The organism is Pseudoalteromonas sp. bablab_jr011, from assembly GCF_016464045.1.
GTDB classification, from domain to species: domain Bacteria; phylum Pseudomonadota; class Gammaproteobacteria; order Enterobacterales; family Alteromonadaceae; genus Pseudoalteromonas; species Pseudoalteromonas lipolytica.
Map to the genome: position 1 here is coordinate 17,483 of NZ_JACDWU010000020.1, position 18,973 is coordinate 36,455.

The 18,973-nt window shown below is 42.6% G+C and carries 20 protein-coding genes; 3 read left to right on the forward strand and 17 right to left on the reverse strand.

Annotated features, from left to right (window positions below; all coding sequences use genetic code 11):
• Positions 1-4: 4 nt before the first annotated feature.
• From fliO to JIG41_RS00610, 13 genes are all read right to left on the reverse strand, one after another.
• Positions 5-388 carry a flagellar biosynthetic protein FliO gene (gene fliO / locus JIG41_RS00550; RefSeq protein WP_036970117.1) on the reverse strand — a complete coding sequence of 128 codons (384 nt, stop codon included), beginning with the start codon at positions 386-388 and terminating at the stop codon, positions 5-7.
• Positions 385-786, reverse strand: coding sequence for a flagellar motor switch protein FliN (gene fliN / locus JIG41_RS00555; protein ID WP_036970120.1), 402 nt, complete (start codon positions 784-786; stop codon positions 385-387). The genes fliO and fliN overlap by 4 nt, the downstream gene beginning before the upstream one ends.
• A gap of 22 nt (positions 787-808) precedes the next feature.
• Positions 809-1,900, reverse strand: coding sequence for a flagellar motor switch protein FliM (fliM, locus tag JIG41_RS00560; RefSeq protein ID WP_036970123.1), 1,092 nt, complete (start codon positions 1,898-1,900; stop codon positions 809-811).
• 9 nt (positions 1,901-1,909) lie between these two features.
• Positions 1,910-2,431: a flagellar basal body-associated protein FliL gene (fliL, locus tag JIG41_RS00565; RefSeq protein WP_199524101.1), complete on the reverse strand. Its 522-nt coding sequence runs from the start codon at positions 2,429-2,431 to the stop codon at positions 1,910-1,912.
• Positions 2,432-2,499: 68 nt separating this feature from the next.
• Positions 2,500-4,734, reverse strand: coding sequence for a flagellar hook-length control protein FliK (locus tag JIG41_RS00570; protein WP_199524102.1), 2,235 nt, complete (start codon positions 4,732-4,734; stop codon positions 2,500-2,502).
• Positions 4,735-4,830: 96 nt separating this feature from the next.
• Positions 4,831-5,286: a flagellar export protein FliJ gene (fliJ, locus tag JIG41_RS00575; protein ID WP_036970129.1), complete on the reverse strand. Its 456-nt coding sequence runs from the start codon at positions 5,284-5,286 to the stop codon at positions 4,831-4,833.
• On the reverse strand, positions 5,286-6,620 hold the full coding sequence (fliI, locus tag JIG41_RS00580; RefSeq protein WP_075593868.1) for a flagellar protein export ATPase FliI: 1,335 nt from the start codon (positions 6,618-6,620) through the stop codon (positions 5,286-5,288). Before fliI ends, fliJ begins: the two co-directional genes overlap by 1 nt.
• Positions 6,621-6,637: 17 nt before the next feature.
• Complete coding sequence (fliH, locus tag JIG41_RS00585) at positions 6,638-7,456, reverse strand: flagellar assembly protein FliH (protein WP_075593867.1); 819 nt, start codon at positions 7,454-7,456, stop codon at positions 6,638-6,640.
• A 3-nt stretch (positions 7,457-7,459) separates the two neighbouring features.
• Positions 7,460-8,500 (reverse strand): flagellar motor switch protein FliG, encoded by a 1,041-nt coding sequence (gene fliG / locus JIG41_RS00590; protein WP_036970138.1) that lies wholly within the window; start codon positions 8,498-8,500, stop codon positions 7,460-7,462.
• Entirely contained in the window at positions 8,493-10,208 is a 1,716-nt protein-coding gene (gene fliF, locus JIG41_RS00595; protein ID WP_036970141.1) for a flagellar basal-body MS-ring/collar protein FliF, read from the reverse strand. Before fliF ends, fliG begins: the two co-directional genes overlap by 8 nt.
• Positions 10,209-10,228: 20 nt before the next feature.
• A complete protein-coding gene (fliE, locus tag JIG41_RS00600) occupies positions 10,229-10,561 on the reverse strand; it encodes a flagellar hook-basal body complex protein FliE (RefSeq protein WP_036970144.1) in 333 nt (110 codons plus the stop codon).
• A 164-nt stretch (positions 10,562-10,725) separates the two neighbouring features.
• Positions 10,726-12,132: a sigma-54 dependent transcriptional regulator gene (locus JIG41_RS00605; RefSeq protein ID WP_199524103.1), complete on the reverse strand. Its 1,407-nt coding sequence runs from the start codon at positions 12,130-12,132 to the stop codon at positions 10,726-10,728.
• On the reverse strand, positions 12,129-13,241 hold the full coding sequence (locus JIG41_RS00610; protein ID WP_199524104.1) for a PAS domain-containing sensor histidine kinase: 1,113 nt from the start codon (positions 13,239-13,241) through the stop codon (positions 12,129-12,131). Before JIG41_RS00610 ends, JIG41_RS00605 begins: the two co-directional genes overlap by 4 nt.
• 127 nt (positions 13,242-13,368) lie before the next feature.
• On the opposite strand from JIG41_RS00610, the gene JIG41_RS00615 reads away from it, so the two are divergent.
• A complete protein-coding gene (locus tag JIG41_RS00615; protein WP_199524105.1) occupies positions 13,369-13,956 on the forward strand; it encodes a DNA-3-methyladenine glycosylase I in 588 nt (195 codons plus the stop codon).
• A 107-nt stretch (positions 13,957-14,063) separates the two neighbouring features.
• On the opposite strand, the gene JIG41_RS00620 is transcribed toward JIG41_RS00615, so the two are convergent.
• The gene (locus JIG41_RS00620) at positions 14,064-15,503 is read right to left on the reverse strand and encodes a sigma-54 dependent transcriptional regulator (RefSeq protein ID WP_065978743.1); all 1,440 of its coding nucleotides are present in this window, start codon (positions 15,501-15,503) and stop codon (positions 14,064-14,066) included.
• Between the two features lie 303 nt (positions 15,504-15,806).
• Between JIG41_RS00620 and fliS the strand changes: the two genes are divergently transcribed.
• Together fliS and JIG41_RS00630 are read left to right on the forward strand one after the other, a co-directional pair.
• A complete protein-coding gene (fliS, locus tag JIG41_RS00625; RefSeq protein ID WP_199524106.1) occupies positions 15,807-16,208 on the forward strand; it encodes a flagellar export chaperone FliS in 402 nt (133 codons plus the stop codon).
• Positions 16,208-16,495, forward strand: a complete 288-nt coding sequence (locus JIG41_RS00630; RefSeq protein ID WP_199524107.1) for a hypothetical protein — start codon at positions 16,208-16,210, stop codon at positions 16,493-16,495. The genes fliS and JIG41_RS00630 overlap by 1 nt, the downstream gene beginning before the upstream one ends.
• Positions 16,496-16,740: 245 nt before the next feature.
• On the opposite strand, the gene fliD is transcribed toward JIG41_RS00630, so the two are convergent.
• The 3 genes from fliD to JIG41_RS00645 form a co-directional block, all read right to left on the reverse strand.
• The gene (gene fliD, locus JIG41_RS00635) at positions 16,741-18,177 is read right to left on the reverse strand and encodes a flagellar filament capping protein FliD (protein WP_199524108.1); all 1,437 of its coding nucleotides are present in this window, start codon (positions 18,175-18,177) and stop codon (positions 16,741-16,743) included.
• Positions 18,178-18,221: 44 nt separating this feature from the next.
• Positions 18,222-18,629: a flagellar protein FlaG gene (locus JIG41_RS00640; protein WP_206770678.1), complete on the reverse strand. Its 408-nt coding sequence runs from the start codon at positions 18,627-18,629 to the stop codon at positions 18,222-18,224.
• 127 nt (positions 18,630-18,756) lie between these two features.
• On the reverse strand, positions 18,757-18,973 hold a 217-nt coding region (locus tag JIG41_RS00645), incomplete at its 5' end, for a flagellin (protein ID WP_283246008.1).

The window sequence follows — 18,973 nt, forward strand, 5'->3', positions numbered from 1 at the left end:
AGCGTTAATTCTTTTTATTAGGGGGTGATTGTGGGTTCAACAACTTGCCAAAGCGCTTGGCAAGTTCCGGTAATTCTTTTTCTTTTAAGGGAGTTTCTAGCTTATGCAAGTAGTTAATACTGTGCGGCGTAACACCTATTAAATGCTGAGCATTATCAATTTCAATAACCATCAAGCGTTCACGCGAGCCAAGCGGTAAACTGCGAACAACTTTAAACTCTTCACTGTTTGCTAAATTAGGGTTGAGCTTCTTGACAAAAAACGCCAATACCACAATAACCACTAACACTAAAAGCAAAGACATCACCATAGACAGCAAATCTGCCGTAGGTGATGCTGTAGGAAAAACAGTGCTACTGGCACTAGATAAAGCTATAAATGCGCTCATCGTAACTTTTTAATTCGCTCAACTTGGCTAATCACATCTGTAAGACGAATACCAAACTTGTCATTAACAACCACCACCTCGCCGTGCGCAATCAAGGTGCCATTAACTAACACATCAAGTGGCTCACCAGCGACACGATCAAGCTCAACAACAGAGCCTTGGTTTAATTGTAATAAGTTGCGAATATTGATTTTAGAACGACCAACTTCCATCGAAATGGTGACTGGAATATCTAAAATGGTGTCAAGTTTGCGCTTTTCATCACCTGAGAGTTCATGCTTCTCATCTTTCAGCTCGTCAAGCTCAGCAACTGAGGCATTACTTGTTGCACTTTCGGCTTCCTCGGCCTCGGCTAATGCCGCTGCCCATTCGTCCATTGTATCTTGATCATCACTCATTATATTTAACCTTATAAATCGACTACCAGTCTAAATCGACACCTTCAGAGAGGTGAAGATCTTCTTCTAGTTCTGCTAATTCTGCATCCGAATCCAGTTTTTTGCCACCTTTAGTGAACACATGGAGTTCAGACTTAACTGATTCAGGGCGTTTAATTTTTTCGCTAATTTGTAATGCCACATTGTCTCGAGAGCGGCCCATTTTAGCTCTAAAGGTCGGCAGCTCTTCAACAAAGACCGTAATGTGTTCAGGCATTTCAACGGGAATAATATCACCCGCTTTTAATTCCATAATTTGCGCAAGCGTTAAATCAACCTCTAATAACTGAGTTGATAAATCGACTTCGACATCCATAATTTCATCACGGAGAGCTTTACTCCAACGCAAATCAGTGTCTTCAGTATCTGATTGAACACCGGCATCAAGTAATTCACGAATTGGCTCAAGCATTGAATACGGCAAGGCAATATGAAAATCACCACCACCGCCATCAAGTTCAATATGGAACGAGCTAATAACCACCACTTCTGTTGGGCTAACAATATTTGCCATCGCAGGGTTAACTTCAGAGTCGAGGTACTCAAACGACACATCCATAACCGGTGCCCATGCCTCTTTATAATCTTCAAAGATTATTTTGAGTAGCATTTGCACAATACGACGCTCTGTTGGCGTAAATTCACGGCCTTCTATTTTTGCATGATAACGCCCGTCACCACCAAAAAAGTTATCGACCAAAATAAACACTAAGCGTGCTTCCATGGTGATCAGGCCAGTGCCTTTTAAAGGACGAAAACGCACCATGTTTAAACTTGTTGGTACAAATAAGGTATGGATGTACTCGCCAAACTTAATCATTTGTACGCCGTTTATTGATACCTCTGCGGTACGGCGCATCATGTTAAATAAGCTGATCCGCATATGACGGGCAAAACGTTCATTCACGATTTCCAAGGTCGGCATGCGACCACGGACAATACGATCTTGTGATGAGAAGTCATACTGAAGTGTATTACCGTCTGAATCACCACCGTCGTGAATATCTTCCTCTTCGACTTCATCAACGCCGTGTAAGAGCGCATCAATTTCGTCTTGGGATAATAAATCGCTCACGCTGACCCCTTATTGCATCACAAAGCCGGTGAACAACACCCGCTCAATCACTTTACTGCCTTCAACATCATTTAAGGCAGTTTGAACTTTTTCTAGTGCCGCCACACGCACTGACTCTTTACCTTCACTGGTGCCAAGTTCATCAGCTGTGGTCGTAGACAACACCCCTAACAAAGTACTTTCGATAAGTGGAATATGTTTCTTTGCCGTTTCTTCGTTTACTTCACCGCGTACTAATAACTGCACTTTAATTTGTACAATTCGATCACGACTGGCACCTGGCACATTAAAAACAAAAGGACGCGGCATCGCGACATATAACGCCGAACCGACCTTCGCAGAGCTTGATGGAGCAGCCGTTTCAGAAACCGTTGTTTCATCAGTAAGGCTTTCTTGTCGGGCATCATCACCCATAAATAAAAAATACCCCGCACCTGCGGCTAAAATCACAACAACTGCAGCAATGATTATAATCAGCTTTTTTTTACTTTTACCGGTATCTTCTATTTCTAAATTTGCGTCTTCGGCCATAATCATTTCCTTAAGCGTTACAGCAAACTCATTCTCTGTAACTGTATTATTTCTTATAATAGCAGGACTTATGCATAGTAATCTATTGATGATGACGATTGTTGTCGAGAAGTTTCTACGCTTTGCGTCGTGACGTCTTGCTGAACCTCTTCGTCATTATGATGCCCTGCAAGCTGCCCTTGCTCTGACTGGCTGCCTTGTTGTTCAGGGTTACCTTGCTGAATACTACTTTCGCCTAGCTCAATCCCCTGTTGCGCTAACATTTCACGCAGACGTGGCATCGATTGCTCTAAAGCTTCTTTGGCTTGTTGATTTTGCACAACAAAGTTAATTTGTGCTTGCTCAGCATCACTGCGGATACGAATTTGCATGCTGCCCATTTCAGGCGGATCAAGACGTATTTCAGCTTCTTTGTTATTAATATTTAACAGGGCACTGACTCGCTCTTGGAGCATTTTTGCCGCATCACTTTTTATAATATTAATTGCTTGCATCACCCCAGGGTCAAGGCTCACTGTTTTACTTTGTGGCTGCTGTTGAGCCTGTGTTTGAAAACTATGCACATCTAAGGCTTGTTCATATTGTTGATAGGCCGCGTCATAAGCCCCCGTTTGAGAGGGATTAAGCGGTGCCGTCAATTGATTGAAAAGCTGCACGACTCGTGCTGTCGGCACCTCTTTTGGGCGCTCAGTGTCGAGTAAAGTATCAAGCTTTGATGTTGTTTCAGTGTCTGTGTTTACAGCGCTGGCATTTTTTAGCACTGATAATTGCTCACTGCGCTCAGCTTTAGGGCTTTTACTGTCAGACTCTGTTGTCGCCGTTAATGTGGGTGTTACAGCATCCGCTTTCACGGGGGTAACCGCGTCAGATAAAAGAGTCTGCACCGCCACTAATTTTTCATATTGTTGAGTGCCTGGTTTTAAAGATTGCAACTGTGCGTTTACTTTATTAAGCAATGCTTGCTGCTCATCTTTCGTTAATGTGGCAATTTGTTTTTCTATTACAGCCGGAACTTTACTGTCAGGGACTTTACTGCCAGACACTTTGCTTTCTGTAGCATTACTTAGTGCAGCTTTCGCTGCGTCTGCGACTAATGCCGGCTGCGGTGTCTGTGTTTTTTCGCTATGAGTATTCATCGCTTCGCTAAGTAGCGCTTTAATCTTATCAACGTCATTTGAGCTTAGCTCACCTGCCGCCTTTAATTGATTAATTTGCTGCTCAAGTTTTACCTGCTGCGTTGACGTTAAAGCCAATTCTTTGGCAAATTGACTGACCGCTTGACCATCACCACTTTGTACTTTTGCCAACAAACTGACAATTGATTGATTCGTGACTGACTCGTTTGCCGCTTTCTCACTCATCACGCTATCATCTGAATTTGTCGCCGCCATTTTAGTAACGGTATTGTCAGTATCTATCGCTGGCTTACTAGCGATATTTTTCGCATTTTCAGCAGCATTGTTAGTCGGTGCTAACTTAGCATCTACAACTTGCGATTCTTGCACTTCGCCACTGGGAGTCACCACTGAACCTAACGATGCGGCCTTCGTATCATTACTTACACTGCTCAACAGTTCTGTAGCCTGTGCGGCCTGTTTCATCGCTGCATTTTGCTCAGTAGTATTTGCCGTGATAACTTGAGGCTGCTTGGCAGTGTTTACTGTTGTCGCATTTTCAGTGTCATCGAGTACAGACAGACTATCAATAATTGGCGTGACTGAATCTTTCGGTGGCAATTCGCCAATCGGTTTCAATTGATTGTCAATCGCGGTAGCAACTTTAGACTTAGTTAATAGATTGGCAACTGAGTTTTCGCTGTCAGACAACGCATCATCATCTGCTAAAGACGCACTTAAAGGCGAAGGAATAACAGGCGTAATATCATCAATTGGGGTGGGCTTTTTATCAACCACAATCCCACTAAATTCATGTTTGTCTGCGAGCACGTTTACACGCGTGCTCATTGCGTGTGATGCATTAATTTGTGAGAGCAGTGGGTTGTCTTCCCCTTCGATGAGGGCAACGTCTGTGCCTTCATCATTATGCGTCGGCTTATCAGAGACCTGTTTGCTGTCTGTATTATTTGCTACGACACCGCCTGCTTGTTCAGCCTCACTTTGCATTACGTTACTATTGTCGCTCTGTTTATTAGCGACAGTTTTAGAGTGTACCGCTTCGCTTGCTTCAGACAATTCAGTTAAAAAGCTTAGGCCTGATGCGTGATCATTTGCCTCTGATTCTTTGCTTAAAAAACCAGTATCGTGCTCAGTTTTAACCTGCAAATTAATATCACTGATCGCCATAATTCACCTAAATATAAAGAGGCAATTTGCCGCCGCAAGTGCCAAAATTAACGCTGTTAAGCAGATAGCTGCAAATTGCATGCCTAAAAATCAGGATTATAAGGTTGGGTTTTTCAGTTGACGCTGGAAGAACTGATTAGAGGCAAACTCGTCCAACATTTTTTGTTCATTTTTAGCCACTATCGCAGCCTGTTTTAACGCGTGTTTCTCAATTAATTTAGCGACTGCTTTTGCTTTAACTTGCTGTTTTAGCCACAGTGTTTTTCTTTGCGATACAACTTGTTTTGCCGTATTAACAGTACTGGCTTGTTGGCGAATGGCTTCTTCGATTTTTGCTATAAACGAATGGTACTGACTAAACCCTGCGCTTGATAAACCAGAACGGCCTTTTAAGTGCAATTGCTGTGAGTACTCTAATCGAAAGTTGTTTAGACCTTGCAGTTTTTGTTGATTACTTTGCAAGTGCTGCTGCGCTTTTAAGTAATCCATGCGCAATGATTCTTCTTTGTCGTTTTCAAGCTTTAATAATAAATCAAGTTTACTGTTTGCCATTATGCTTGTCCTAATAACTGCGCAAGGCCTTGAAGGCCATCATCATAACTGATCACATCTTTCATGCCTTGCTGTAGGAATTGATTGACTCTTGGCATCATATTAATGGCTTGATCGAGCATCGGGTCAGTGCCTTTTTGATATGCTCCAAGCGTGATCATATCTTTATTCTGCTGATACATTGAATAAACCTGTTTAAGCACACGTGCTTGCTGCATATGCGCCTCTGACACCACTTGCGGCATCACCCGCGAGATCGACTTTTCAATGTCTATTGCGGGATAATGGCCGCTATCAGCAAGCTCTCGAGAGAGCACAATATGTCCATCAAGAATAGCTCGAGCCGAGTCAGCAATAGGGTCTTGCATATCATCCCCCTCACTCAGTACCGTAAAAAAGGCTGTGATAGATCCTTGCCCTTCGCCGCCATTCCCCGCGCGTTCTACCAATGCTGGTAACTTAGCAAACACCGAGGGTGGGTAGCCTTTTGTTGCCGGTGGCTCACCCACTGCCAGCGCTATTTCACGCTGTGCCATAGCATAACGGGTTACAGAGTCGAGCAGTAACAGCACATTAAGCCCTTGGTCACGAAAATATTCTGCAATGGTTACTGCACTTTCGCAGCCTTTTAAACGCATCAAGGGAGATGCATCAGCAGGAGCAGCAACGACCACTGAACGTTTACGCCCTTCTACTCCTAGTATTTCTTCAATAAACTCTTTGACCTCACGGCCACGCTCACCCACAAGACCAACAACAATGACGTCAGCCTCTGAACCACGAGTCATCATTCCTAGCAGCACCGACTTACCAACACCAGAGCCTGCAAACAAGCCCATACGCTGGCCTTGACCCACCGTAATCACAGAGTTTATCGCACGAACACCCACATCCATCGGCTGACTAATTGGTCTTCTTGAAAGGGGGTTAATCGTATTTTGCGCAAACTTGAGGTAGTGCTCAGCATTAACAGCACCCAGCCCATCCAACGGTCGACCTAAGCCGTCAACAACCCGACCTAATAAGCCCATCCCTACAGGTAAACCCGTTTCATTAACTTGTGGGATCACTCTTGCACCGGGGAGTACTCCAGAAATATGGTCGTTTGGCATCAAATAAAGCGTTTGGTCGTTAAAACCAACCACTTCAGCATCGACAAACCCATTGATAGTTTCTATTTTACATTGGCTGCCTACTGGCGCTCTCAAACCTCTTGCTTCAAGCGTCAAACCGACTACGCGCGTCAACATACCCGCAACGGCCGGTTTAGAAACTTTAATATGCTTTTCGTACCGTTTTAAACGGTCGCTAAGGGTCATTGATTGACTACTCATAGTGAGCCTAAAAAGAGTTAGATACCACTATTATGCAAGAAGTTTTCCAATGTTTCTTTGACGCGTGTTTTTACGGTCATATCGATGGATGATTGCGGGGTTTTTATTTCGCAGCCGCCGCGTTCAAGTGTCGGTTCTGCTACTAATTGCCAGTGATTATCTGTAATAGTTTGCTCACCGTAACTTTCAGTGATCAGCGCAATGTCATCTGGGTGTAGATGAATACGCACTCTTGTTTGCTCGTCTGCTAGTGCATCAATAGCGTGTTTAAGTGCGTGCAAAATAACATCTGGTGATGTTTTTATTTCTTGATAAATAAGCGATTCGCTAAGCATAACGGCCAGTTGAACAAGTTGCTTTTCAGCACTTTCATCCACTTTTGATAAGGGCTGAGTTAGGCTATCAAGCAAACTTCTTAGCGTAGTCAGTTGCTCTTCTAAAATCGGTTTTATGTCTTCTTGGCCTTGTGCTTTACCCAGCTCAACACCCTCTTTGTAGCCCGCTTCTTTTCCTTCACCCACGCCTTTTTCAAAGCCATCAATGTAACCTTGCTCATGGCCTTGCTTTAAGCCTTCGTCGAAAGCATCTTGACGAATTTTTTCAAGCTCAGCCATCGTCAAAGGTGGAAATTCAGGTTCTTCTGGCTCTTCTTCAACGTCTTTTTTTTCTTGCTCTTTACGGTACAGATCAGCCAAAGGGGTACCGTAAGCTGTTGAGCGCCCAGCAAACTTTCGGGTATCTTGCGCTACATCAGGAATCGGCCAGTTCTCGAGTAGTTCATCGACTGCGTCACTTGCATGAACTGGGCGTCCGGGATGAAAGGAAGGCTTTGTCATGGTTTACAGGAACTCCTCACCACCGCCACCGCCAAGCATAATTTCGCCTGAGTCAGCTAAACGACGTGCTGTAGACAAAATTTCTTTTTGTGCCGCTTCTACTTCACTAATACGCACAGGGCCCATAGCTTCTAAGTCGTCGGCCAGTAATTCCGCTGCACGTTTAGACATATTACTTAAGATCTTCTCTTTCAGTGCCTCATCTGTGCCTTTAATCGCTTTCATTAAGACATCTTGCTGTACTTCGCGCAGAATCGCTTGAATACCTCGATCTTCTACATCCATTAAGTTTTCGAATACGAACATCAAGTCTTGAATTTGTTGCGACATTTCTTCGTCATGCTCACGAATCGAATCCATTAACTGACCTTCGATATTGGTATCAAGGTAGTTCATGATATCTGCCGCTGCTTTTAAGCCGCCCATTTTCGCTGCCTGTGCACCTGCTTGGCCGGCGAACTGTTTCTCCATGATCTCGTTTAACTCTTGCAATGCAGCTGGTTGAACTTCTTCAAGGTTCGCAATACGCATCGTTAAATCAAGACGCACTTTCTCTGGGAATTGCGACAGAATCTCGGCTGATTGCTCAGGCTCTAAGTAAGAAAGCACAATGGTTTGAATCTGCGGATGCTCATTACGAATAATATTAGCCACCTGTTTCGAGTCCATCCACTTAAGTGAATCAAGACCTTTCGCTCCCGAACCCATCACAATTTGGTCGATTAGGCTGGCGGCCTTATCTTCACCAAGTGCGGCCGTAAGCGCTTTTTTAATAAAGTCTTCAGATTGGAAACCTATGGTACTGAAGCTTTGAATTTGCTCAATAAACAAGTTATGAACGGCGCTGATTTTCGCTTGCGATAAATCGTCTAATGCAGCCATCGCCATGCCCACTTTTTGCACTTGCTTAGGCTCTAAGTGTTTTAGAATTTGCGCAGCATCTTCTTCCGATAAACTCAGCAATAAAATCGCTGCTTTATCAACACCGTCTAATTTATCAACATCAAACGCCGGTGGGAGTTGTTTTTGTTCTTGATCAGTCATCTTCAGTTAACCACGCTTTCACTACTTGAGAAGACAGTTCTGGTTCATTAGCAACCAATGCACGAACTGCTTTGAGTAAATCTTCATCACCATGTAAATCTGGCAGCTGTAGTGTACCATCACTTGAGAATCCTACAGCAGCAGAGTCAAAGTCTTTATTTAGCATATCTAGCGTACTATCACCAATATCTACACCAGAGCTAAGTGCATCTTCATCATACTCTTCAAGTGTATCATCTGGGTAAATTAAGCGTTTCAGCATAGGTTTCACAACCGCCATGATAAGTACGATAATCACTAATGCACCTAATGATAAACGTAATATCTTCATAAACCAGTCTCGTTCCCAAATAGGCACTTCTATGGCCGCAGCGGTGTCTTCACGTACAAACGGAACAGTAACAACTTCAAGCGCATCACCACGTTGCATATCAAACCCCACTCCGCCTTGTAGCAAGCGACGGATATTTGACAGCGCTTCAACAGAACGAGGAACCATTGTTGTCTCGCCGTTTTCACCCACTTGTGGCACATAGTCAACCGCAACAGATACACTAATACGACGAATAACACCTGTTTGCTGACGCTTATGAGAAATAGTGGTATCTAGCTCGTAATTACGGGTTGCTTCTTTGTGCGAACGACTTGGGTTCATTGCACTACCAGCGCCCCCTTGTCCTGCAACTTCAGGAATATTTGAATTAACAGGCGGTTGATTAGTCAAGGCACCTGGGATCCCCACAGCAAGACCACCAATGTTATTTTCTTCAAATGTTGTTTCACTGCGCACTGCAGGTAAGTCTGGGTTGTAGCGCTTTTGTGTTTCTTCTACCGCACTAAAGTCCATATTTAAATCAACTTGCGCAGTGTAATTACCTAAGCCTACGACAGGAATTAAGATGCTGTCGATTTTATTTAAGTATTCTTCTTCACGCTTGCGCTCAATTTCATATTCTTTGCGAGAACGCGCTGCCAGTGAATTTTGTGAACCCGAATTAAGTAAGCGACCGTTTTGATCTGTCACCGTAACACGCTCAGGTGAAAGACCTTGTACTGCAGAGGCAACAATATCAACAACTGAGTCGATTTCTTCACCATCTAACATACGGCCACGTTTAAGAGTCAGTACAACGGTAGCTGATGGTAATTTTTCACGACGAGCAAATACGTTTTCTTTTGGAATTGCTAAAAGCACTTTGGCGCGAGTGACATTTTTTAGCTCTTCGATTGTGCGAGCAAGTTGCTGCTCACGACCATGTTTTAAACGTTCACGTTCTAAGCGTTGGCTAACACCAAAGCCCATATCTTGCATGATGATGTCGGTGCCTGAGCTTGGCGCTTGCTCAAGACCTTCACGGGCCATCAATAATTTAATATTTTGGTATTCGCCTTCTTCAACTGAGATGACATTACCATCAAGTTCATAATCAATCTTCTGTGCGTCTAAAAAGTCCAGCGTTTGGATAAGCTCTTCCGTTGGCATTTTACCCAGCGGTCGCATATCTGGTTGACGAGCCCAGATAATAATAAAAATTGCGATTGCCAAACAAATAGCCAGTGCAATGACCAACGTCACCTGACGTAATACATCAACGCCATTGAGGGCACTGAGGTAGCCTGACTTTTGCTCTTGTTGATCATCCGTGTCTGAAGTATCGACACCGCCGCCTGCGAGGGCTAGATCAGTTGATTGATTAGATTGCGCCACAATAATTCTCCACTACCTAGTTAAACAGGCATGTTCATGATTTCTTTATATGCTTCAACAAGTTTGTTGCGAACTTGCACCGTTGCTTCAAAAGCAACCGAAGACTTTTGCGAAGCAATCATTACTTCAGCAAGGGATACACTGCGGTCTCCCATCTCAAGTGCTGTTACTTTTTGTTTTGCTTCTTGCTGCAGGCCATTAACGGTATCTAGCGCGCTTGTAAGTAAGTCACCAAATTGCGCCGATGATGTTGGCTGAGCCTGAGTTGGTAAATTATTAACGGATTGACTACGGCTAGCTTCAAGTGCCATAGATTGCATTTCTTGAAATAATGCGCTGTTTTGAACTTTCATAATACTCTCTGACAATGCAGTTTACTTATACACAGATAAAGCACAAAACGTGCCACAAAATAAAACACTATAAATCAATGTGTTAGATGGTTATTTTGTTTGTCAGAGTTTTGACAGCAAACAAGCCCACACGGAGTGAGCTTGTCAGTTAAGGGGGGATGCTTTTAAGCGGGTAATGCAATACCTAAGTCGCGCATTTGAGCTAGTTTATATCTAAGTGTTCGTGGACTAATCCCTAATGTTTCAGCAACCTCTTTGCGCTTTCCTTGGCACCTAGCTAGGGTTTCTAAAATAATGCGATGCTCTTTGTCTTTAAGTTCATCTTTATAATTTCCCTGCTCGTTCACAGATGGAATTTCGTCATGCGTGGGGTTAACCACTTGCTCTTTATAAACCGGGGCATTTTGCACCGGTGCACTTTTTACAGTCAGTGCTTTAACCACTAAGAGCTCTTCAATAAATATATCGTCTTCATGAATGCTATTACCATCACATAGTATCAGTGCACGCTGAATCACATTATCAAGTTCTCGGACATTTCCCGGCCAAGCATGCGATAGCAGTTTTTGCTTAGCTTGCTCAGTTAATAATGCGATAGGCTCTTTACTTCTGATGCAATGACGCTCAATTAAATGCTCTGCAAGGACAATAATATCACCTGGGCGCTCACACAGCGGACGCCACATTAACGGAAAAACATTTAAGCGATAATACAAATCTTCTCTGAATAAATTTTCGCTAACAGCTTCTTTTAAATCACGGTTACTGGTTGCGAGTACTCTAACATCGAGCTCAATGGTTTTACGACCACCCAAACGCTCAACTTCACGCTCTTGCAAAACACGCAGTAACTTAGCTTGCAGACCCAAATCCATTTCGGTGATTTCGTCAAGCAAGATAGTGCCACCTTGTGCTTGTTCAAATTTGCCCGGACACGCTTGAATCGCCCCAGTAAACGCGCCTTTTTCATAACCAAACAAGGTCGCTTCTAACATGTTCTCAGGAATAGCGGCACAGTTAATCGCTACAAAAGGAGCATCTGCGCGACTTGATTTATCGTGAATAAAGCGCGCCAGCACTTCTTTACCCGAACCACTGGGTCCGAGCACCATAACACTGGCATCTGAACGCGCCACTTTACTGGCCAGCTCAAGTAATTTAATACTGGATGGATCCGCGACAATCGGCCCATCGGTTTCTTTTTCTTTCTCGGGTAAATAACGACTCACCATATTCAGTAAAACTTCGGGTGCAAATGGTTTAGCCATATAATCAATGGCCCCTAAACGCATTGCCTCAACCGCATCATCAATGGTGGCGTATGCTGTCATCATTAATACTGGTAGTTCAGGGTAATTAAGTTTAATGCTACGCAATAAATCAAGGCCGCTCATCGCGCCCATTTGTACATCGCTTACCACCAATGAATACGTTCCTTGCTTTAGCAATACCATTGCTTGCTCGGCACTGTCGGCAGCGATGCAATCAATACCTGACATTTCCAATGTATCAATTAAGGCTTCGCGTAAGCCTGCGTCGTCTTCAACGACTAAAATAGAGTTCGTATTCATCTTGCCTCCACTGACGTAGTTTCTGCACTAATGGGCAGGATTAAACTAAAACATGCCCCCCCATGGGCATTATTAGCCACTTCGACCCGTCCTTGATGCGCATTAGCGACTGAGCTTACGACTGCAAGCCCAAGCCCTGTACCTTGGATTTTCGTTGTGTAAAAGGGTTCAAATAATTTTTCGGCTTGGCTAATATCGACTCCAGGGCCATTATCGCTGACGCTGATACGAACACAGTGTTCACTCCTCTCATCACGCTGAGCGCTGAGTGACACTTTTGCGTGCTGGCCAATAATTTGAATACTGTTATGAATAAGATTTTGTACAGCACTGGCTAACGCTGTTTTATTGCCCACAATTTCAATATCGGGCTCTGGCAAACTAACGGTTAATTCACTGTGGTTTTGCGCCACCATAGCATCAGCCCCCGCTTTTACTTCATTGAGTAATTGCTGCATTGATACACGCTCAACTACTTGCTGTTCGCCACTTTTAGCAAACAACAACATATCATTCACTTGGGTTTCTAAATCTTTTAATCGTGACATTAACTTGTTATGAAAATTACCACGCGAGCTTTCAGGTAAGCGTTTAGAGCCTAAATTAGCCGCATATAACATAGCAGCCGAAAGCGGTGTTCTTACTTGATGCGCAAGCGATGCGACCATTTTACCCAGCGCACTCAGGCGCTGCATGTGTGCAACACGCTTTTGCAGTCGGCGTGTTTCGGTCAAATCGGTCATTAAAATTAATTGCCCCGGTTCTGGCGTCAGAGCCGTTATATCAAGCTTAATCAAGCGACCATCTTTGAGTGAGACTTCGTGACCATCATCTTGTTTAGGACGAAAAGAGCGCTGAATAACGCTGAACCACTTTTCACCCTCCAGAGGCTCACCAAGCATATCGATAGCGATTTGATTCGCTTTTGCAATCATGCCGCGGCCATCCAATACCACAACCCCCGCAGGCATGGTATCAACCAAATGGCTCAACCAACTTGCTTGCTGACGAAGTTCACTCAACTCACCCACATACTCTTCTTGCTGTAAACATGGGTTATATTGATTAGCTGTGATAAATTGTGGTTTTAGTACATGTGCTAAGGCCATAATCGATACTCAAAAAATCGTGTCTAGCTGTGTAAATGCACAATCCGTACCATAATTATTATTGTTTTATTTCAGTAGTTTAGCGTTAATTTTACAACGACAAAAAAATGACAATTGCGAGGGAACGATGCATCACCATCACCACAACCGCTGCCCATGGCTCGATACCAGCAAAGACGATTATGTAGCCTATCATGACGAAGAATGGGGGGTGCCAATTTATGATGACCACCGCCTTTTTGAGTTCATTACTTTAGAATCTGCACAAGCAGGACTCAGCTGGTACACAATTTTAAAAAAGCGTGATGGCTACCGTCGCGCCTTTAAAAATTTTGTTGTTGACGACGTTGCACAAATGGATGACAGCGACATTGAACGCCTGATGCAAGATGACAGCATTATTCGCAATCGCTTAAAAATTGCCGCCACGATTAATAATGCCAAGCGATTTATTGAGATACAAAAAGAGTTTGGTAGCTTTTCAAATTACCAATGGCAGTTCGTCGGGGGCAAACCTTTGGTGAATAATGTCGATAAACTTGAAGATTATCCAGCCATTACTGAAGCCTCGACAGCCTTTGCAAAAGATTTAAAAAAACGTGGTTTTAAATTTTTAGGCCCAACAACTGTTTATGCTCATATGCAGGCCTGTGGCATGGTTAACGATCACAGTAATGATTGTTTTAGAAAAGCCCAGATAATCGAGCAATATTAAGCGCTTGATTTAAATAAAGGAAGGTAATGCGATATCAAGTAGGTCGTACTTTAGCCTGTTAATTCAGGTATTCCCGTAAACATCGACCTACATAATACAAACAAGCGCTAGTCTCGCGATAAGTTATATTTTTTCATTTTTTCGACAAGTGTCGTGCGGCGCACGCCTAAAATTTCGGCAGCACGCGCTACAACATAGTCATAACGCTCAAGCGCTTGACTAATTAGGCTAATTTCAAGTTCTGCTAAGTATTCTTTAAGCTCAATGCCATCATCTGGTAATAAACCCGAGTCAACATGTGTAGCGGGCGTTTGCGGCTCTTCATCTTCATAATCGCTAAAGCCAGTGCTGAATATATCGTTAAATGCATCTCGTTCCATCAACTCTTCAGGGTACTCAGGCTGATAGGCTTCAACTTCTATGTAACGATACTTTGCAGGTAAATCTGGCACATCAACCACTTTATCAGGGAACATGATCACCATACGCTCAACCAAGTTTGCCAGTTCACGAATATTCCCAGGCCACGCATGCTCTTTTAAGCTTTGAATTGCTCGCTCTGTAAACTTCGCCGTCGTGCCACTTTGCTCGTTAACACGACGCATTAACTCTTTAAGCAGGAGCGGAATATCATCAGCGCGTTCGCTTAACGACGGGTTCTCAATAGGAAATACATTTAAACGATAGAATAAATCTTCACGAAAATCGCCTTTTTCTATCATCTCTTCTAAATTGCGATGGGTCGCTGCAATAATACGCACATCGGCTTGAATTGGTTTCGTACCACCGACCCGCTCATAGCTTCGCTCTTGTAAAACACGCAGCAACTTTACTTGCATCTGTAGCGGCATATCACCAATTTCATCAAGAAAGAGCGTACCACCTTGGGCTAATTCAAAACGCCCTTTTCGCGCCGAAATTGCACCTGTAAATGCGCCTTTCTCATGGCCAAATAATTCACTTTCTAATAACTCACCCGGAATGGCACCACAGTTAACGGGTACGAATGGGCCAGAGCTGCGCTTAGATAGCAAATGAACATTTCGCGCAACCACTTCTTTACCCGTTCCAGATTCACCGAGTATCAGCACATTGGCATCGGTTTTAGCAACTTGCTCAATTAAAAAACGCACATCTTTAACGGCATCTGTTTCACCAACCAAACCATCAAACAATTTATTCGATTTTGACTGTTTATGATCGCCCGGCAACATGCGTTGATATTGCTGACAATCATGTAAAAGCTGCGTAGTCACATCATGATTAAATGGCTCACAAATTAAGCCTACAACATTGGCAATGCTTAAAAGTGGCTTTAACGTTTCACCAATCAAAAGAAAAGGGATCGCAGGCAACTGCTTAATGACAGACTCATGATCTAATTGCTGAAGTGCACCAAGAATAACCATGCACTCTTGTTGTTGATGTTTTTCACAAAATGATTGAAGTGTTGACTCATCAACGAGTTGTACAGCTTCTCCGATAAAAGTGAGGGCTGCATTTAAACCAATCGCACGATTATTATTATTGTCTAAAATTAAGATCATTATTGGCGAACCACAGTGACTACGGGTTAGTTAGTTTCTAAATTGTAAGCGAGTTTAAGAGGGATGCAAGCGCTAAGCGGCAACTTTTTGACATCAACGCCAAAAAATAGTCACTTAGCAGCTATAACCAATACTAAAGGGTTAAAATTATTTACAGTCTGTTTTTTGCTTCAGTACCGCTACACACATTTGTATAATTCATCTAGACTAAGATAAAGAAAAAGTTAGTTCTGCCGATAATATACATGGCATTAATATTGCTAAAAGTTTTATTAATTGATGTTTTAATTATAGGATTTTCTCATGGCACACATCTCGGTAAAAAAATACAGTCAAGTCAGCGTTAGTAACATTAACGAAATGACACCTTACGAACAGATCAATTTAATTTTCAGTAATATCATTGGCCGGTTAGCAGCAACCAAAGGGTTTATTGAACGAAAAGAGTTTGAGAAAAAGGGTGAAAACATCTCAAGCTGTATTTTATTGTTTGGCGCATTGCAAGATGCATTGAATTTTGATCACGGTGGTGATATTTCAGGTAACCTTTTATCGCTTTACGATTTTTGCCAACGTCGCCTGATAGAAGCAAATATCAAAAATGATATTGATGCTGTTGATGATGTTATTCGTATCGTAAAAGAAATTAAAGAAGGCTGGGACTCTATTCCTGCTGATGAGCGCATACCTAAAGCTGAACAATAATGTCTGATTATAGCGCACTGAATGCATTACTCACAGCATTGTCAGAGCACATCGATAAAACAGAGATTGAGCTTGCCAGTCATACATTAATAGCCATAGACCAAGAGTTAAAAGGTTGGTGTGAGAGTGCAAACCCGCCTCTAGAGCATGAACTCTTAGCTATACAATCCAAAATTTTAGCCGCTACAGCTAGACTTAAAAACGCCAGAGACAAAACTCAGGTTGAACTTATTAATCAGCGTAAATCACATAAAGCTATTTCTAAATATAAAGCAACCAAACGCTAATTTGCGTTTAGTTGCTTTTAACATACTCAGTTATATAAACGTGTTACTAACGTCACTGATTAACATTATATCAATTACGCGAGAAAGTCGCGTCTACTGAGAATTGATTTTGTTTGTGAATTAATTTTTATACTTCTATTCAAACAAAGCGAAATATTTACTGAAGAAGAGCTTGTGTGCTGATGCAAAAAAAAGCGCCAAAAAAGCTGGCGCCTAAATACAGATAAGAAAATAGACTAATTAAATTATTTACTCTTTTTAACCACCCCTGGCATATTATCAAGCTGCGCTTGAACATAACTACTGGTTGAGTTCATTTGTGCAACTAGTAAATCCATACTGTTATATTGTGCATATAAACGAGACTCTAAAGATTCCATTTTTCTTGCAAAATCAATACGCTCATCATCTAGGCCATCTAACTGAGTTTGTTTACTGTCAATCCTGTTTTGAACAATACCATCGGAGTCAGTATAAAAGCTCATTAGCTCATCAAAAGACTTTGCAAAACCACCTTCATCGCTTTCACCTAAAAAGAACTCTTGCACTAAGTCAACGTCAGCTTCAACTTGCGCGTTTAAACGTTCAGTATCTAAACTTAGCTTACCGTAACGGTCTGCTTCAACCCCAAGCTTAGATAACGACAAACTGCTGCCATCACTGAGTGTTACTTCATCGGTTAATTGCTGACGGAGTTTAGACATTACGCCGCGTAGCATAGAGTCACCGGCCATAACACCCGCACCGCTTTCACCTGACTTACCTAAGTTATTACTAAGTTCAAGTAATTCGTTATAGCTTTCTATAAAGCTATTTAAGCCCGCTTTGATGTTGCTATTATTTTCGGTAACTTTTAGGGTGCTGTTATCGTCATCTGCGCCATGTACTTTTTTAGCTGTGATATCCACACCATCGATGACGCTTTTAAACTCGTTAGTGTTACTCGTCACGGTCAGTGCGCCATCAATGGTAATTTGTGCATTCTGGGCGGCATCGACTTCGGTTAAATTAGTTACGTGATTCGCAGGATCAGCATCAGATACATCATATGCTAAGCGAGAAAGGCCGCCTGTATCAGTATTGTTACCATCACTATCTTGCACAGTAATGCTGATGGCATTTTCTTCACCAGTCTCTTTACTTGTTAATACTAAATGCTGCCCTGCGTCAGTAGTTACTATTGTTGCAGTAACAGAATCATTGCTATCAGACCCCGTGAATGGACCATTATTAATTTGATCTCGTAAATCCTCTAATGTATTTGTTGGTGACAAAACAGTAGAAAAACTATTGTCGCCCGAGCTTATGGTAATAACACCACTACCAATTGGCTCATCCGCTGTAAAGGCAGGTGATGATAGTTTATGGGCTTGTGCAAGCGCATCAACTTTTACGTTATAACCGCCAGGCTGAGCATCTTTATCTGAGCTTAACGATACAAAATCATCAGCCCCAGAAATACTGCGCTTTTGATAGTTATCAACTTCACCAAGGGCTTCCATTGAAGTTTGTAGCTTTTCTAGTGCTGATTTGAGCGCACCTGCTGCTGAGATATCAGTGGTTAGGTTTGCTTCTTTTCTATTTAAACGTGAAGTAAAAGGGGTGCGCTCAGCATTTACAAGCGCATCAACAATATCTGATACGGCTAAACCTGAACCTAAACCATTAAATGAAATAGTCATAAAACTTCCTCTTAATTACCTATTTAAATCAAATCAGCAAAATTTTAAGCTGTTTGGTCTATTAAAAAACCCGCAGTTTCAGAAAGCTTAGCCACTAAGCTTAATACCTCTTCAGACGGATATTGCTTTATTAACTCACCACTGTTTTTATCAACTACTTTAATAACATCACGGCCTGACTCTTCGTCTACTTGAAACTGCAAACTGCGATTCATTTCGCCCATGAAGTCCTGCAATTGTTGCGCCATTTTCTCAAGCTGCTCGCGGCCTAGTTCATCTTTCTCAACAGTTTTTTGCTCGGCTTGCACACTGCGTTCTGCTTGTTGTAAGGTATTTTCTGCTTTCGTTGACTCTTCAACAGCATTGGCGACTAACTGCGGACTCGCCGTTACTTTATCGTCAACCTTTTGCGGAGCCACTGCGTAATCAGGGCTTTGGGTTATTGCACTCATAACGCCTCCTTAATTTTATCTACTAGCTAATACAAAAAAAGGAGACTAGCCTAAGCCACCCCCCCTTTTATTATTTAACTAATGCTGACTTAATCATTAGTCTAGCTAATCATTAACCTAAGCGCTATTAACCAATTAAGCTAAGTGCTGCTTGTGGTAACTGATTCGCTTGCGACAAGATTGACGTACCTGCTTGTTGCAAGATTTGGTTTTTCGTCATTTGCGCTGTTTCTGTTGCAAAATCAGTATCTTGAATACGGCTGCGTGATGCTGCTACGTTTTCAGAGATATTAGCAAGGTTACTGATTGTGTGACCAAAACGATTTTGAATCGCACCTAAGTCA

Bases quoted from the DNA above. Each gene is read 5' to 3' on its own strand.
- fliO (WP_036970117.1), bottom strand. From the start codon at position 388: ATGAGCGCATTTATAGCTTTATCTAGTGCCAGTAGCACTGTTTTTCCT.
- fliN (WP_036970120.1), bottom strand. From the start codon at position 786: ATGAGTGATGATCAAGATACAATGGACGAATGGGCAGCGGCATTAGCC.
- fliL (WP_199524101.1), bottom strand. From the start codon at position 2,431: ATGGCCGAAGACGCAAATTTAGAAATAGAAGATACCGGTAAAAGTAAA.
- JIG41_RS00570 (WP_199524102.1), bottom strand. From the start codon at position 4,734: ATGGCGATCAGTGATATTAATTTGCAGGTTAAAACTGAGCACGATACT.
- fliJ (WP_036970129.1), bottom strand. From the start codon at position 5,286: ATGGCAAACAGTAAACTTGATTTATTATTAAAGCTTGAAAACGACAAA.
- fliI (WP_075593868.1), bottom strand. From the start codon at position 6,620: ATGAGTAGTCAATCAATGACCCTTAGCGACCGTTTAAAACGGTACGAA.
- fliH (WP_075593867.1), bottom strand. From the start codon at position 7,456: ATGACAAAGCCTTCCTTTCATCCCGGACGCCCAGTTCATGCAAGTGAC.
- fliG (WP_036970138.1), bottom strand. From the start codon at position 8,500: ATGACTGATCAAGAACAAAAACAACTCCCACCGGCGTTTGATGTTGAT.
- fliE (WP_036970144.1), bottom strand. From the start codon at position 10,561: ATGAAAGTTCAAAACAGCGCATTATTTCAAGAAATGCAATCTATGGCA.
- JIG41_RS00605 (WP_199524103.1), bottom strand. From the start codon at position 12,132: ATGAATACGAACTCTATTTTAGTCGTTGAAGACGACGCAGGCTTACGC.
- JIG41_RS00610 (WP_199524104.1), bottom strand. From the start codon at position 13,241: ATGGCCTTAGCACATGTACTAAAACCACAATTTATCACAGCTAATCAA.
- JIG41_RS00615 (WP_199524105.1), top strand. From the start codon at position 13,369: ATGCATCACCATCACCACAACCGCTGCCCATGGCTCGATACCAGCAAA.
- JIG41_RS00620 (WP_065978743.1), bottom strand. From the start codon at position 15,503: ATGATCTTAATTTTAGACAATAATAATAATCGTGCGATTGGTTTAAAT.
- fliS (WP_199524106.1), top strand. From the start codon at position 15,807: ATGGCACACATCTCGGTAAAAAAATACAGTCAAGTCAGCGTTAGTAAC.
- JIG41_RS00630 (WP_199524107.1), top strand. From the start codon at position 16,208: ATGTCTGATTATAGCGCACTGAATGCATTACTCACAGCATTGTCAGAG.
- fliD (WP_199524108.1), bottom strand. From the start codon at position 18,177: ATGACTATTTCATTTAATGGTTTAGGTTCAGGTTTAGCCGTATCAGAT.
- JIG41_RS00640 (WP_206770678.1), bottom strand. From the start codon at position 18,629: ATGAGTGCAATAACCCAAAGCCCTGATTACGCAGTGGCTCCGCAAAAG.